Source organism: Pseudoduganella sp. S-14, from assembly GCF_049913285.1.
Classification (GTDB): Bacteria; Pseudomonadota; Gammaproteobacteria; order Burkholderiales; family Burkholderiaceae_D; genus Rugamonas.
The window spans coordinates 4,853,719-4,869,125 of the sequence record NZ_CP183991.1; the positions used below are offsets into that span (position 1 = coordinate 4,853,719).

Annotated in this window: 14 protein-coding genes; 3 read left to right on the plus strand and 11 right to left on the minus strand. The window is 64.8% G+C overall.

Annotated features, from left to right (window positions below; all coding sequences use genetic code 11):
• Positions 1-4: 4 nt before the first annotated feature.
• The 4 genes from ACN9MZ_RS22300 to ACN9MZ_RS22315 form a co-directional block, all read right to left on the minus strand.
• Positions 5-1,585, minus strand: a complete 1,581-nt coding sequence (locus tag ACN9MZ_RS22300; RefSeq protein ID WP_426339076.1) for a ShlB/FhaC/HecB family hemolysin secretion/activation protein — start codon at positions 1,583-1,585, stop codon at positions 5-7.
• 135 nt (positions 1,586-1,720) lie between these two features.
• A complete protein-coding gene (locus tag ACN9MZ_RS22305) occupies positions 1,721-2,338 on the minus strand; it encodes a hypothetical protein (RefSeq protein ID WP_426339077.1) in 618 nt (205 codons plus the stop codon).
• Positions 2,339-2,465: 127 nt separating this feature from the next.
• Positions 2,466-4,721 (minus strand): CHASE2 domain-containing protein, encoded by a 2,256-nt coding sequence (locus ACN9MZ_RS22310; protein ID WP_426342945.1) that lies wholly within the window; start codon positions 4,719-4,721, stop codon positions 2,466-2,468.
• The gene (locus tag ACN9MZ_RS22315; protein ID WP_426339078.1) at positions 4,721-6,325 is read right to left on the minus strand and encodes a GAF and HD-GYP domain-containing protein; all 1,605 of its coding nucleotides are present in this window, start codon (positions 6,323-6,325) and stop codon (positions 4,721-4,723) included. The genes ACN9MZ_RS22310 and ACN9MZ_RS22315 overlap by 1 nt, the downstream gene beginning before the upstream one ends.
• A 101-nt stretch (positions 6,326-6,426) precedes the next feature.
• Between ACN9MZ_RS22315 and ACN9MZ_RS22320 the strand changes: the two genes are divergently transcribed.
• Genes ACN9MZ_RS22320 through ACN9MZ_RS22330 form a run of 3 tightly spaced genes read left to right on the plus strand, consistent with a single transcriptional unit; the run spans position 6,427 to position 10,029 of the window.
• Positions 6,427-7,272 carry an MBL fold metallo-hydrolase gene (locus ACN9MZ_RS22320; protein ID WP_426339079.1) on the plus strand — a complete coding sequence of 282 codons (846 nt, stop codon included), beginning with the start codon at positions 6,427-6,429 and terminating at the stop codon, positions 7,270-7,272.
• 10 nt (positions 7,273-7,282) lie between these two features.
• The gene (locus ACN9MZ_RS22325) at positions 7,283-9,640 is read left to right on the plus strand and encodes a GspE/PulE family protein (protein ID WP_426339080.1); all 2,358 of its coding nucleotides are present in this window, start codon (positions 7,283-7,285) and stop codon (positions 9,638-9,640) included.
• Complete coding sequence (locus ACN9MZ_RS22330; RefSeq protein WP_426339081.1) at positions 9,637-10,029, plus strand: VOC family protein; 393 nt, start codon at positions 9,637-9,639, stop codon at positions 10,027-10,029. Before ACN9MZ_RS22325 ends, ACN9MZ_RS22330 begins: the two co-directional genes overlap by 4 nt.
• 103 nt (positions 10,030-10,132) lie before the next feature.
• On the opposite strand, the gene ACN9MZ_RS22335 is transcribed toward ACN9MZ_RS22330, so the two are convergent.
• From ACN9MZ_RS22335 to rpsR, 7 genes are all read right to left on the minus strand, one after another.
• Positions 10,133-10,795, minus strand: a complete 663-nt coding sequence (locus ACN9MZ_RS22335) for a GNAT family N-acetyltransferase (protein ID WP_426339082.1) — start codon at positions 10,793-10,795, stop codon at positions 10,133-10,135.
• A complete protein-coding gene (locus tag ACN9MZ_RS22340; protein WP_426339083.1) occupies positions 10,783-11,343 on the minus strand; it encodes a helix-turn-helix domain-containing protein in 561 nt (186 codons plus the stop codon). Before ACN9MZ_RS22340 ends, ACN9MZ_RS22335 begins: the two co-directional genes overlap by 13 nt.
• Before the next feature lie 69 nt (positions 11,344-11,412).
• Positions 11,413-12,423 carry an inorganic phosphate transporter gene (locus ACN9MZ_RS22345; RefSeq protein WP_057259637.1) on the minus strand — a complete coding sequence of 337 codons (1,011 nt, stop codon included), beginning with the start codon at positions 12,421-12,423 and terminating at the stop codon, positions 11,413-11,415.
• Between the two features lie 16 nt (positions 12,424-12,439).
• On the minus strand, positions 12,440-13,066 hold the full coding sequence (locus tag ACN9MZ_RS22350) for a DUF47 domain-containing protein (protein WP_130311012.1): 627 nt from the start codon (positions 13,064-13,066) through the stop codon (positions 12,440-12,442).
• A gap of 66 nt (positions 13,067-13,132) precedes the next feature.
• On the minus strand, positions 13,133-14,524 hold the full coding sequence (locus tag ACN9MZ_RS22355; RefSeq protein ID WP_426342946.1) for a replicative DNA helicase: 1,392 nt from the start codon (positions 14,522-14,524) through the stop codon (positions 13,133-13,135).
• A 96-nt stretch (positions 14,525-14,620) separates the two neighbouring features.
• Positions 14,621-15,073: a 50S ribosomal protein L9 gene (rplI, locus tag ACN9MZ_RS22360; protein ID WP_055931250.1), complete on the minus strand. Its 453-nt coding sequence runs from the start codon at positions 15,071-15,073 to the stop codon at positions 14,621-14,623.
• A 34-nt stretch (positions 15,074-15,107) separates the two neighbouring features.
• Complete coding sequence (gene rpsR, locus ACN9MZ_RS22365) at positions 15,108-15,398, minus strand: 30S ribosomal protein S18 (RefSeq protein WP_057259638.1); 291 nt, start codon at positions 15,396-15,398, stop codon at positions 15,108-15,110.
• Positions 15,399-15,407 lie beyond the last annotated feature (9 nt).

Sequence of the window (15,407 nt, forward strand, 5' to 3'; positions counted from 1 at the left end):
GTCCTCAATAAGCAAGACCGATGCGCAGGTGCAGCCTGCCGCTGCCGTCGCGCCCGGTGGGGCCGCCTTGTACCACATGGCCATAATCGAGTTGCAGGTTGGCCTGGCTGCCCAGCAGCAGTCGCAGGCCGAGCCCTGTGCTGGCCACGCTGGCCGACGTCAGCTCGCCCGGCAACGCATCATTGCGCCGCACGTGGGCACGGTCGTGGAAGGCCAGCAACCGGCATTGCCAGCGCTCGCCGCACAGATTGGGCGTGTACAGTTCCAGGTTGATGCCTGCCCCTTTGTCGTTGGCAATTTCGCGCTCGGGCAGTCCGCGCACCGAAGCCGCGCCCCCGGCGCCGAACTGTTCGCCCGGCACCAGCGCGTCAGCGCTGTACTGGCCGGTGAAGATGGCACGCCATTGCCAGTCCTGCGGCAACAGGCGGCTGACGCTGGCGCCCAGCCGCACGATGGTGTAATCGTCGGGTGCCCCGGCGCGTGCCCGGGTGAAGTCGTCCTGGCCGCCGCGCTTGCCGCCAGGTAGGTTGCGCAGCAGGGTCAGCGACAGGCCGCTGTCGCCCCGCGCTGAACTCCAGTTGCCCAGGTAGCCAACGCTGAGCGGGCGTACAGTCACGTCGTTGCCCAGCTCCTGCCCCAGCAGCAGCACGCTGTTGCGGAAGGCCTTCGACTCGGCACCGAACAATAGCCGCCCTTCGTAACCGGGCCGGCGCGCCAGGTAGCGGCTGTAGCGCATGCCGAACACCGTGCCCTGCCCGCTTACCGCTACATTGAAGGCGCCCACGCCCACGGTGCCCGAGTCGACATTCGAATAGCTGGCGTACAGGTCGAACGTATCGCCCAGCTGATAGAGCGGAATGTGGTAACCCAGGCCATAGACCTTGACCCGCCCCGGCTCTTCCGCCGAGGTGGTGTACTGCAGGCTGGCCACATGGTCGAGCCCGAACAGGTTGGCATGCTGCAGCCCCACGCCGATGCGCGCGCGGCCGGTCTGTTCCGTACCGCTATTGTCGGCATTCAGCAAAACCTTCCATGGCCGCTCGTCAGCCACTTCCAGCATGGCGTCCACCTCGTCATCGCGCCCCCCGCTTTGCAGCTTCATGGTGACCTGGCGCGCCGGGTGCTCATTGGCCAGCTTCAATGCCGCCGAGATCGCCTCCATGTCCGGTACCTGGCCTTCGCGCAGCGGCGGCAGCGCACGCCGCACATTGGCCTCGTCGACATAACGCTGGCCGTGCACCCGGACCTGGCCGATGCGCGTCTGCACCACGTCCAGCCGCACCACGCCGCGCGCCAGCTCCTGCTCGGGCAGCGTGACCGCGACCAGTGCATAACCGGCAGCATGGTAGGCGGCAGTCAGGGCTTCCAGCGCCTGTTGCACATCGCCGAAATCGCGCCCGCGGCCGGTGAATGGCGCCAGCACGCGCGCCACCTGCGCCGGCGGCAGCAGTGTATTGCCGCGCACATCGTAACGCTCGATATCGAATCGAACGATGCCGGGGTCGGGGACAGGATCAGGCGCGGGAGCGGAAGAAGCCGCAGTGCAAAGGGTGACAGCAAACAGGAACGCGAGGCGTCGTTTCATATTTTCTGTTCAGGGTAAAGGTGGGCAGCAGCCATTGTCGCGCGTTGCGGCGCGACAATGGCTGCTTGCAAATGGCGAGGAAGTCGGAACGCGGGGGACTGATGTTTTTTCGCAAATGGACAGGCTGGCGCCAGCTCACCATGCATAGCCGTAGCGCAGCGTCACGCGGCTGCGCGCATCGTCGGGCATGATGTCGGAACGCACCACCCGCCCCAGGTCCAGCTGCATGCTGGAATGCCTGTCCAGTTTCATGCGTACGCCGATGCCGGCGCTGCCTACGTTGCGGCTGCGCAGCTGGCCGTTCGAGGCCCGGTTGTAGCGCAGCGCATTGCGGTCGTAATACAGCAGTGCGCGGCAATGGCGTCCGGCGCCCAGGCACAGGTCCGGAGAATACAGTTCGACATTGCTGCCCAAGCCGCCATCGCGGATGGTGTCGCGGTTCGCCATCAGGCGCAGCGCGGTCATCGGCGCCGGCGCCAGGCTGTCCAGCAGCGCGACGTCGCCGGGGCTGTATTGGGTGTTGACGCTGGCTCGCACCAGGAAGTCGCGCGGCAGCGCCTGGGTCAGCGAAGCAGCCAGGCGCATGGTCGGCATGCTGCCAGGCAGACCGGGCAAGTTCGACTGCGGATAGCTGGTGGCGGAGAAATCAAAGGCAGGCGGGTTGCGGTCGCGGTCGCGTTCGGTGCTGGGCGGTGCGGCCAGCGCACCGGTGCAGGCGGCCAGGGCCAGGATCGACACAAGGCAAGGCTTCATGATGGTTCTCCCGGCATGCAATTGCCTGGCAAACGAGCAACTCTTGTTACCTTCAGTGTAGGACATAAAGGCCTTAACCACAGCTTCATTGTACGCCTGGCGGTGCGCACGCACAGTTGAGTGTTGCTTATTTGCTGTCGAAATTTGTGACGCCATCCCAGCCCGGTCCGGGCGGGTGCAAACGGTAGTGCGCAATGCGTTCGAGGTAGAGGGAATACAAGGCTGTTTGCGGGGCGGCCGCGGCCAGCGGCGCCAGCGCATCGTGGGCCGCCTGCCACTGCCGGGCGCGCACCAGGGCCAGCACCTGGCGCCAGCGCGCCAACTCGGCATGCGCCGCGGGAGCCAGCCCGCCCTCCAGCCCGAGCGGCTCGAAGATGGCCACCGGCTCCAGCTTGCCCTTGACCCGCACCAGGTCCAGTTCGCGCCAGGCGAAGCCCGGCGCCGCCGCCCGCGTTCTAGCACCGACAACAATGCCGGCCCCGTACACCTTGGTGATGCCTTCCAGCCGCGCAGCCAGGTTGACGGCGTCGCCCATCACCGTATAGGCGCGGCGGATGCGCGAACCCATGTCACCCACGTGCATCGGCCCGGTATTGATGCCGATGCCGATACGCAATGCCGGCCAGCCGCGCTGCTCGAATTCCACGCTCAGGCGCCGGGCGCTGGCCTGCATCTCCAGGGCCGTTGCCACCGCCCGCGCGGCGTGGTCGGCGCAAGCCAGCGGCGCGCCCCAGAACGCCATCACGGCATCGCCGATGTATTTGTCGAGGGTGCCGCGGTGGCGGTCGCGGATCTCCTCCGACATGGCCGTCAGGTAGCGGTTGATGTATTCGCGCAGTTCCTGCGGCGACAGGCTCTCGGCAATGGTGGTGAAGCCGCGCACGTCGACGAACATCACGCTCAGTTCGCGGCTGGCCCCCTCCATGCTGTAGGCCGCCGGGTTCTCTGCCATTTCCGCCACCAGTTCCGGCGCCACGTATTCGCCAAAGCGCGACACCAGGGCACGCCCGCGGCGCACCTCGAAGAAATAGCCCCAGGCCAGGTTCAGCACGAACAGCCCGATCCCCAGCAGCAGCAAGGTGGCCATATTGAGCACGGCGTCGTAGCGGCGGTACAGCACGAAGTTCAGCGCCACCGTGCCGGCCAGCGCCGCCAGCGACAGCAGGATGCCCCAGGCCGGCGCCAGCACCGGCAAAGCCAGCGCCAGCAGCCCGCCCAGCACCAGGGCTTGCAGGACTTCGATCTGCGTGGCCACGTCGGGCCGCTGCTTGAAACTGTCGTCCAGGATCGATTTGACCAGGTTGGCGTGGATTTCGACCCCGGGATATTCGGCGTTCACGGGCGTGGCGCGCAAGTCGTTCAAGCCCGGCGCGCTGGTGCCCACCAGCACGATGGTGCCGGCCAGCAGTTCCGCCTTGGCGCGCCCGGCCAGCACGTCGGCCGCAGGCACGTAGCGGAAGGCGCCGCCGCCAGGGCCGCCGCGCCCGCGGAACTGCACGGTGTTGGTCAGGGCCTCCCCCACCGGGATGCGCAATTGTCCTTCGCGATGGAACAGGGCGATGGCATCCAGGCCGCCGGCCTGGCGCTCGGCCGCACTGAGCGTATCGACCGTGCCCTGCCACAGCGGCGCAATGGCGCGTCCTCCCAGCGCGGCCGACACCGTGGCCAGCGCCAGGGTCGGGTAATAGCCGTCGCCGATGCGCTGCAGCAGTGCCGAAGAGCGCACCAGGCCATCGCTGTCGACCAGGGCGGTAAAGATGCCGGCGCCCTGCGCTGCCTCTTGCAGCCGCGCGATATTGGCTTCGTAGCCCTGCGCCGTGTAGGCATCCAGCGTACGCCCGTTCAGGCTCTCGACCGTGAAAGCCGGCGCCGGCAACACTCCCTTGCGCTGGCTGCCCGACAGGCTATAGCCCAGCACCACCGGCTGGCCGCGCATGGCTGCCGCCAGCCGGCCGTCGTAATCGAGCTGCGGCTGCAAGCCGGCCAGTGCGCGCGCCAGCCCCGGCACCGCGTGCAATTCGCCTTGCGCCAGCTGCTCCAGCACGCCATAGCCGGAACTGGTATCGGGCTCGGGGAAGGAAATATCAAAGCCCACCGCCGCCGCCTGATAAGGACCGGTCAATTGTTCGACCAGGCGCGCGATCTTGTCGCGGCTCCAGGGAAAGCGCCCCACTTCAGCCAGGCTGCGCTCGTCGATATCGACGATCACGATGCGCGGGTCCAGCTCGGGCGCTTCAAGCCGCATGCGCAGGCCTGCAAAGAAACTGTCCATGCGCGCCAGCGATTCCGACGGCAGCACTTGCACCAGTTGCAGCAACGCCAGCGCCGTGAGCAGTAGCCCCAGCAGCCAGCGCGCGCCGTAGCGCTGCAACAGCTTGCGCATCACGGGCGGTACCCTGGGATGCGCGCTTCATCGACCGCGTCGACCTGGCGCGGGTCCATGTATTGCCTTGCAAATTCCAGGTAAACCTTGCGGCGGATGAAGATGTCGAACAGGTCGGGATCGATATGCCCGTTCAGGCTGAACTTGCCGAGGATCTCAAGCGATTCGGACAGCATCTTGCCCTTCTTGTAGGGCCGGTCGCGCGCGGTCAGCGCCTCGAAAATATCGGCGATCGCCATCACCCGCGCCGGCACCGACATCTGCTCGCGCAGCAGCCCGCGCGGATAGCCCTTGCCGTCCATCCGTTCGTGGTGGCCGCCCGCATATTCCGGCACCTGCTGCAGGTGGTGCGGCCAGGGCAGCGATTCCAGCATGCGCACCGTGACCACGATGTGGTTGTTGATCACCTTGCGCTCCGCTTCGGTCAGGGTGCCGAAGCGGATGGTCAGGTTTTCCACTTCGTCTTCGCTGAGCAGGGCGTGCTCCTGGCCGTCCGGCCCGCGCCAGCGACGCCGCGCGATCTCACGCACGCGCTGCTGCTCCTCCGGCGCCATGCCCTCCCCGCCGATATTGGCGTGGCGCAGGAAGTCCCGTTCGGCGCGCAAGCCGGCCTGCTCCGCCGCCAGCGCCGCCTGCAACGCAGAGCGCTCGCCGCCGGCCAGCTCGGCGCGCAGCGTACGCAGTTCTGCGTCACGCAGCAGCACCTCGAAGCGGGTGTCGAGCAGGCCGATGCGGTCGTAAATGGTTTGCAGCTTGGTGGCTTTGTCCACCACGTGCACCGGGGTCGTGATCTTGCCGCAATCGTGCAGCAGGCCGGCCAGCCAAAGCTGCTTGCGCTCGCCCTCGGACAGGTGGAAGCCAGCCAGCGGGCCGCTGTCGGCGGCATGCGCGGCGTCGGCCAGCATCATGGTCAATACCGGCACCAGCTGGCAATGGCGCCCCGTGTACGGCGACTTCTCGTCGATGCCGATGTTGATCAGGTTGACCAGCGCTTCCAGCAGTTGCTCCAGCTGGGCCACCAATTGTTGCTTGGTCAGCGCCACTGCCGCCTGCGCCGCCAGCGCCTCGATGAAGCGCTGGTCGGTTGCGCTGAACACGCCGTCGGCGTTGCGCGCATTGACCAGTTGCAGCACGCCCAGCAACTGGCCCTCATGATTGCGCATCGGCACCGTCAGGATCGAGCGGGTGCGGTAGGCAAAGCGCTGGTCGAACTGGCGCATGCCGGAAAAATTGAATTCGCTGGCCCGGTAGACATCGTCGATATTCACCGCGCAGCCCTGGTTGGCGGCGTAGGCCGCCACCGAATCGAGCTTGGGCGCTCCGTGCGCATCGACCAACGGCACCGGCGCGATATCGATGGCGGCCCCGCTGCTGCCGCCCAGGTGCAGGCCCAGCGTATCGTTGACCGTGATATGGAACAGCAGCTTGCTGCGGCTGGCGTCCGGGCGGTACAGGGTGCCGCCGTCGGCATGGGTCAGGTGCTTGGCCGCCAGCAGGATGCGCTCGAGCAGCACGCCGGTATCCTGCCCGTCGCCCAGGGCGACGCTCAGTTCGGTCAGCTGCTCCAGCCGAGCCGCTATCTGGGTCGGGGTCAAGTCTTCCATAAGGGAAGTGTATCCCTGCCGCGCCGGCGCACACAAGAATCTGCCTGTCCCGAACAAAAACCGCTATCATCACTCTTGTCAATTCGACCACGGGGACCTTCATGAAGTTCAAGTTCTGGGGCGTGCGCGGTTCCATTCCCTCTCCCGGGCCGCGCACCGTGCGCTACGGCGGCAATACCACTTGCATTGAAGTACGCAGCGACGACGGCACCCTGATCGTGCTGGACGCCGGCACCGGCCTGTTCCCGCTGGCGCAAGCGCTGCTGGCCGACGCCAGGCGCCCGATCGAAGCCAACCTGTTCATCAGCCATAGCCACTGGGACCATATCCATGGACTGCCCTTCTTCTCTCCCCTGTTCCTGAAAGACAGCCGGGTGCGCCTGCATGGCGCCGGCGACCCGGCCAGCGGCAAGGGCATCGAGCACGTGATGGGGGTCCAGCTGCAGTACAGCTATTTCCCGGTCGGCGAAGCGCAGATGGGCGCCACCATCGAATACCGCACGCTGGAGCCGGGCGATGCGGTCGAGGTGGGCGATGCCCGCGTGCGCCACGCGCTGATGAACCACCCGGTGACGGACCTTGGCTACCGCATCGACTGCAATGGCAAGTCGCTGTTCTTCACCGGCGACCACGAGCCGCCCGGCAGCGCCGCCCACATTGCCGCCATCGATGCCATGGTGCAGGGCGTCGATGCGCTGATTGCCGACTGCTCCTACACGCGCGAGGAATACCGGTCCAAAGTAGGCTGGGGCCACGGCACTTTCGACAGCGCCCTGGCGCTGGCGCTGCGCTGCGGCGTGCGCCGCCTGTACTGCACCCACCACGAACCGACCCGCAGCGACGACGAGCTGGAAGCCGTTTTCGCCGACGCCATGGCGCGCCACGCCGGGCAGCTGGACGGCCTGCAAGTGTTCCTCGCCTACGAGGGACTGGAAGTCAACCTTTGAGCCCGCAAGCATGAGCGAAACCGACCAACTGCCTGATACCAGTTCCAGCGCCGAAACCGAACGCCGCCTGGCCTTCTTCCGCAAGCTGCAAGCCGTCACCACCAAGATCCACGCCACCAGCAACCTGGACGAAATCATGCTCGACCTGGGCATGGAATTCTGCGACCTGTTCGAATGCGACCGCTTCACCCTGTACGCGATGAACGACGAAAAGAACTATATCGTGTCCAAGGTGAAGACCGGCATGACCAGCTTTCGCGACCTCAAGCTGGCCATCAATGCTTCCAGCATTGCCGGCTACGTCGCCATGACGCGCCAGACGCTGAACATCCGCGACGTCTATGACGCCGACGAATTGCGCCGCATTTCGCCCGAACTGCACTTCCAGCAGGGCGTTGACCAGCGCACCGGCTACCGCACGCGCCAGATGCTGGTGGCGCCGCTGGTGGCGATGGCGCATGACCGCCTGCTGGGCGTGGTCCAGTTCATCAATACGCGCAACGGCCAGCCCTTCTCGTCCATCGCGCTGGAAGGCGTGCGCCAGCTGGGCGACACCCTGGCCGTGGCTTTCAGCCAGCGCCTGAAACCGGCGCCTCTGCCGCGCACCCGCTACGATGCGCTGGTGGCCGACAGCGTGCTGTCGGCGCAGGAACTGGAGCAAGCACTGCGCACCGCGCGCGAAAAGGAGGCCGACGTGGAAGCGGTGCTGGTGCAGGACTTCCACGTCAAGCCTGCCATCCTCGGCGCGGCGCTGTCCAAGTACTACACCATTCCGTACGAGCCGGCGCGGCCCGACCGCGTGCGCCCGGTCGACCTGCTGAAAAAGCTGCCGCTGCAATACCTCGAGGAGTCGGGCTGGCTGCCGCTGGAGGAGAATCGCGACGGCCTGCTGGTGCTGACCATCGACCCCGACCGCGTGATGCAGTCGCACATCGTCAACCAGGTGTTCCCGCGCGTGCACGTCAACTACCGCGTCACCACGCGCGCCGAATTCGCCCAGACCCTGGGACAGTTCTTCGGCACAGGGGACGCTACCAGCGTGGACGAACTGCTGTCCGGCATGGGCGAGGATGGCGACAGCGAGGCGCCGCCGGACGTGTCGGAAGCGGTCGAGAACGAGCTGGTCAAGCTGCTCAACAAGATCATTGTCGACGCCCACCGCCAGGGCGTGTCGGACATCCACATCGAACCGCTGCCGGGCAAGGGCAAGACCGGCATCCGCTTCCGCAAGGACGGAGTGCTGGTGCCCTACATCGAAATCCCGGCAGCCTACCGCGCCGCCATGGTGGCGCGCATCAAGATCATGTGCGACCTTGATATTTCCGAGCGCCGCAAACCGCAGGACGGCAAGATCAAGTTCAAGAAATACGGCCCGCTCGACATTGAGTTGCGGGTGGCCACCATCCCTTCGGCCGGCGGCGTGGAAGACGTGGTGATGCGCATCCTGGCGGCGGGCGAGCCGATCCCGCTCGAAAAATTGGGCGTGCTGCCGGCCAACCTGGACCGCCTGCGCGCCACGGTGGAAAAACCCTACGGCCTGTTCTTCGTATGCGGCCCGACCGGTTCCGGCAAGACCACCACCCTGCACTCGGTGCTGAACTACCTGAACACGCCCGAAACCAAGATCTGGACCGCGGAAGACCCGGTGGAGATCACGCAGAAAGGCTTGCGCCAGGTGCAGGTCAACCGCAAGGCCGGCCTGGAATTTTCCACTGTGATGCGCGCCTTCCTGCGCGCCGACCCGGACATCATCATGGTCGGCGAGATGCGCGACAAGGAAACCGTCAGCATGGGCATCGAAGCTTCGCTCACCGGCCACCTGGTGTTCTCCACCTTGCACACCAACAGTGCGCCGGAATCGGTGGTGCGCCTGCTGGACATGGGCATGGACCCGTTCAACTTCGCCGATGCGCTGCTCGGCATCCTGGCGCAGCGCCTGGCCAAGCGCCTGTGCGGCAATTGCAAGGAGGCTTACCAGCCGGGCGAAGCGGAACTCGACCTGCTGCTGTCTGAATACTGCGAAGAACTGCAGAACACTTCTGCGTTCCAGCGTGACGCCCTGGCCGCGCGCCAGCAGGTAGTGGCCGGCTGGCGCGAGCGCTATGCCGACGCCGAAGGCCGCTTCACGCTATACCGGCCGGTCGGCTGCGAACAGTGCAACAAGGGCTACCGTGGCCGCGTCGGCCTGCACGAACTGATGATCGGCACCGACCGCGTGAAAAAACTGCTGCAGGAGCATGCGCGCGTCGCGCAGTTGCTGGCAGCAGCGCTGGAAGACGGCATGCTGACATTGAAAATGGACGGGATCGAAAAGGTCCTGCTGGGAATTACCGATATCAAGGCCGTGCGCCAGGTGTGCATCAAATGATTTCCCACATCTTCCTGGGCGTCGCCGATTTCGAGGCAGCCTTCCGCTTCCATGGCGCCGTGATGGCGGCCTTGGGCCACAAGCTGCGCTTCCGCGACGATACGCGGCCCTGGGCCGGCTGGCAGCCGGCCCAGGGCGCCCGCCCGCTGTTCCTGGTCGGCCGCCCTTTCGACGGCGAACCGGCAGGCGCCGGCAATGGCCAGATGGTGGCCCTGGCGGCGCCATCGCGAGCTGCCGTCGACGCCGCCCACGCTGCGGCGCTGGCCCATGGCGGCAGCTGCGAAGGGCCGCCCGGCCTGCGCCCGCACTACCATCCCGACTATTACGGCGCCTACTTCCGCGACCCGCACGGCAACAAGCTGTGCGTGGTCTGCCACGATCCGGCCTAAAGCGCTTTCTCGAAGCAGGCCGCCGCTGGATTGCCGGCGTAGCGGCCGAAGTTCTCGATGCGCTGGTAGCCATGCGCCAGGTAAAACTGCACGGCGCGCGTGTTCACCAGCGGCCCGCCGCGCCGCAGGCATCGTCGGCACTGAACTGCGTGCGGCCGCTGTCGCCGGTGATCGCCTGCAGCGTGCCATCCAGTTCCGCAATCAACGCCAGCGCATCCGCCTCGCCCGGATCGGCCGCCGCCACGCGCGGCAGCAGCTTGTACATGAAAGTGCTCGCGCCGAGGCGCCCGTCCGGCATGGTGGCGAATTGCGGGATCTCGCCGCAGCGCTCATAGCCAAGCTTCAGGTACATGCCTTCCGCCGGTTCACCGCTGCAGGTGTCGAGCACGATCAGGGTGCGGCCCAGAGCACGCGCTGTCGCCTCCGCATGGCGCAGCAACGCCTGCGCCATGCCTTGGCGGCGGGCGCGCGGGTGCACCAGCATCTTGGACAGTTCTGCGCGGTGGCGGCTGTTCGGCATGGCGGCCAGCACCAGTTGCAGCGTGCCGTCGATCCGCCCGTCCGCGCCGCGCACGACGAACAGCCGGCGCTCGCCGCGCCTTACGGCATCGTGCAGGCCAAGCCAGAACGCACGCGCCTCTTCGCGCGGGCATGGCAGTTCGAATCCGACGCTGGCGCCGGCCAGCACACAGGCGCGCAGCACCTCTGCCAATTGATCGGCGTGCGCCAGCAGTCCGGCGCCATCCAGCTGTTCTATGGTTCGCATATCGCAATCAGGTAATGGGCCTGGTCCGGCCCGGGACAGGAAAAACGCGTCGCACCCTGCAGGTGGAAGCGCAGGCAATCGCCCGCCTGCAGCCGGTGCATGCTGCCGTCGATGGTGTAGTCCAGCACTCCCGACAGCATCCACATATGCTGCTCCAGGCCACGCACTGGCGGCTGCGCGTATTCGATCACGGCGCCGGGCGGCAGGCGTCCTTCGATCAGTTCTCCCTTGAAGCCGCGCGCCGGCGGCGACACCATGCGGCGCACGAAACCGGTCGCCGGATCGTGCCACTCGGCCTGCTCGGCGCGGCGGATCAACTGCACCGGCGCCTGCTCCACTTCCGCGATCAGGCGCGACATCGGCATGCCGTAGACGGCGCACAGCTTGCCCAGCATTTCCGCCGTCGGGCTGGTTTCGCCGCGCTCCAGGCGCGACAAGGTAGCGCGGCTGATGCCGCTGCGCGTAGCCAGTTCTTCCAGCGACAGCGCGCGCTCTTCGCGCAAGCCGGCCAGGCGCCGCACCAGGCGGTCTTCGAATGAATTTCCCATAAATGGGAATATATCCCAAATTTGAGAATTTGTAAGCAAAATAAAGGGCGCCGCAGCGCCCCTCGGGAATTACATGATGTGCTTGCCGACCCACCATGCCACCGCCGCCACGAAGGCGGAAGCAGGAATGGTAAAGATCCAGGCCCACACGATATTACCTGCCACGCCCCAGCGCACGGCCGACATCTTCTGCGCCGAACCCACGCCGACGATCGCGCCGGTGATGGTGTGGGTGGTGGAGACGGGAACGCCCCAGAAGGACGCCATCAGCAGGGTGATCGCGCCGCCGGTCTCGGCACAGAAGCCGCCCACCGGTTTCAGCTTGGTGATCTTCTGGCCCATGGTCTTAACAATACGCCAGCCGCCGAACAGGGTGCCGAACGAAATCGCACCGTAGCAGGCCACGATGACCCATACTGGCGGTGCCGAGTCGCCGGCCGCCACGTGGCCGGAAGCGATCAGCAGCATCCAGATGATGCCCATGGTCTTCTGCGCGTCGTTGCCGCCGTGACCCAGCGAGTAGCCGGCCGCGGAAAGCAGCTGCAGGCGACGGAACCAGCCGTCAACCTTGCGCGGGGTCGATTTCACAAAGACCCACGACACGATCAGCATGATCAGCGAGCCAAGCACAAAGCCCAGCAGCGGCGCCACGACGATGAATACCACGGTCTTGATCAAGCCGCCGGAGATCAGCGCACCGGTACCGGACTTGGCCACCGCTGCACCCACCAGGCCGCCGATCAGGGCGTGCGAGGACGAGGATGGAATGCCGTAGTACCAGGTGATCACGTTCCAGACGATCGCCCCTATCAGCGCGCCGAAGATCACGTAATGGTCGATCACCGAGGGTTCGATGGTTCCCTTGCCGATGGTGGTCGCCACTTTCAGTCCGACCACGAAGATCGCGACGAAGTTGAAAAAGGCAGCCATCATCACGGCGGTCTGCGGTTTCAGCACGCCGGTGGACACCACCGTGGCGATCGCATTCGCGGCATCATGGAAGCCGTTCATGAAGTCGAACACCAGTGCGAGGAAGACCAGTGCCCCCAGCGCCCAGATGCTAATTTCGAGGTTGCTCATGAAATGATCTTTTTAATTATGCGTTTTCGACGATGATGCCTTCGATGATGTTGGCAACATCTTCGCAGCGGTCGGTGACGGTTTCCAGGATCTCGTAGATAGCCTTCATCTTGATCAGGTTGCGCACATCCGGTTCGTCGCGGAACAGCTTGGACATGGCAGCGCGCATCACGTGGTCGGCGTCCGATTCCAGGCGGTCGATCTCTTCGCAGATGCCGACGATCTTGGATGCGTTGTCCATGTTCGACAGCAGGGCCACTGCATCCTTCACCTTTTCGGTGCAAGCCAGGACCAGTTCGGCCAGGCGCTTGGCTTCCGGGGTCACGGAGTGCAGGTCGTACAGCGACACGGTCTGGGCAGCGTCTTCCATCAGGTCCAGGATGTCGTCCATCTTGGTGATCAGCTTGTGGATGTCGTCGCGGTCCAGCGGGGTGATGAAAGTCTTGTGCAGCAGGTCTACCGCCTGGTAGGTGATCTTGTCAGCCTGCTTTTCGATGCTTTCGATGGCGTGGACACGGTTTTCCAGGTCGTCGAAATTGGCCATCAGGCCCAGCATCTCTTTGGCGCCCTTCACGCAAAGTTCGGCATGCTGGTTAAACATGTCAAAGAATTTGCCCTCCGAGGGCATCAAGCGTCCAAACATTTTTGTTCTCCGTTGGTTGATTCGTAGATACTGCAGCAAAGCCACCCAGCGTGGCCCGCCTGGTAATCAGTCGCCTTGGTAGATCGACAGGTTACCGGTGTAATTGCCAAACTTGGTGTACGCACCGATCCAGGTCAGGCGCACCGCACCGATTGGACCGTTACGCTGCTTGCCGATAATGATCTCGGCGGTACCTTTATCCGGCGAATCCGGGTTATAGACTTCGTCGCGATACAGGAAAATGATCACGTCCGCGTCCTGCTCGATAGCGCCGGATTCGCGCAGGTCGGACATGACGGGACGTTTATTGGGACGTTGTTCCAGCGATCGATTCAGCTGGGAAAGCGCAATGACGGGGCAATGCAGCTCCTTGGCCAGGCCCTTCAGGGACCGCGAGATCTCGGAAATCTCGGCCGAGCGGTTGTCGCCCGGCTGGCTGCCCTGCATCAGCTGCAGGTAGTCGACCACGATCAGGCCCAGCTTCCCGCATTGGCGGGCCAGGCGGCGCGCACGGGCGCGCATCTCGATCGGGTTCAGTGCCGGGGTCTCGTCGATGTAGACCTGGGCTTCATTCATTTTCTGGATGGCGTGCGTCAGGCGCGGCCAATCCTCGTCGATCAGCTTACCGGTACGCAGCCGGTGCTGGTCCAGCAGCCCGACCGAGCCAAGCATACGCATGGCCAGCTGCACGCCGCCCATCTCCATCGAGAACACGGCCACCGGCAGGCCGGCCTCCACCGCCACGTTTTCGGCGATGTTCATGGAAAATGCGGTCTTGCCCATCGACGGCCTGCCGGCCACCACCACCATGTCGCCCGGCTGCAGGCCGGAGGTCATCTTATCCAGGTCGGTCCAGCCGGTCGGCACGCCGGTGATTTCGGAGCCGGAGTCGCGCGAATACAATTCGTCGATACGCTCCACCACCTGGGTCAGCAGCGGCTGCACCGGCAGCCAGCCGGCGGCGCCGCGCGAACCGGCTTCGGCGATGGCGAAAATCTTCGCTTCGGCCTCGTCCAGGATCTGCTTCACGTCCTTGCCCTGCGGGCTGAAGGCATTGCCCGACACTTCGTCGGCCACCGTGATCAGCTTGCGCAGCACGCCGCGGTCACGCACGATTTCCGCATAACGGCGGATATTGGCGGCCGAAGGGGTGTTCTGCGCCATGGCGTTCAGGTAGGCCATGCCGCCCACCTCTTCTGCCTTGCCCAGCATGCTCAGGGCCTCGAACACGGTCACCACGTCGGCCGGCTTGCCCGCGTTAATCAGGCGGACCATCTGCTCGAAGATGATGCGGTGGTCGTAGCGGTAGAAGTCTTCCGCATTCATGAAGTCCGCAATACGGTCCCACGCCGCGTTGTCACGCAACAAACCACCGATGACAGATTGCTCTGCCTCGATCGAGTGCGGCGGGATGCGGAGGGAATCGACTTGTGGGTCGGACTGGGGTGCGGCGTTCATGGCGCGCATTATACCTGCTTCGGCAACGCCGTAATAATTCCTGAAAATAAAAAAAGCCGGGCGAACCCGGCTTTCTTGCTGTATTGACGACGCTGATTAAGCAGCTTCGCCAACCACGGCCACGGTCACTTCTGCGACCACGTCGGTGTGCAGGGCAACGGCCACTGGGAACTCGCCGGTGGTCTTCAGCGGACCGGTTGGCAGGCGCACAGCGGACTTTTCCACTGCGAAGCCGGCTTTGGTCAGGGCTTCAGCGATGTCGAAGTTGGTCACGGAACCGAACAGACGGCCGTCAACGCCGGCTTTCTGCGACACGGTCACGGTCATGCCGTTCAGCTTCTCGCCTTGGGCTTGGGCAGCAGCCAGCTTGGCGGCAGCAGCTTTTTCCAGTTCGGCGCGCTTGGCTTCGAATTCAGCAACAGCAGCAGCGGTAGCGCGGCGTGCCAGTTTCTGAGGGATCAGGAAGTTACGGGCGTAGCCGTCTTTCACTTTCACCACGTCGCCCAGGTTGCCGACGTTAACAACTTTTTCCAGCAGGATGATTTGCATATTAATTCTCCAGGATCTCTGATCTGATCGCTAATTAAGCGTGGTGCAGATCGGTGTATGGCAGCAGGGCCAGGTAGCGGGCGCGCTTGATCGCGGTGTCAACTTGGCGCTGGTAGTGCGCCTTGGTGCCGGTCAGACGTGCTGGCATGATCTTGCCGTTTTCCTGGATGAAATCTTTCAGGGTGTCTACGTCTTTGTAGTCCACTTGCTCAACGCCAGCGGCGGTGAAGCGGCAGAACTTCTTGCGCTTGAACAGTGGGTTTTGTTGCTTGCGCTTTTCTTTCAGCTTGAGCTTGTTTTTGTCGAACTTTTTACCGAATGCCATTTTAGGCTC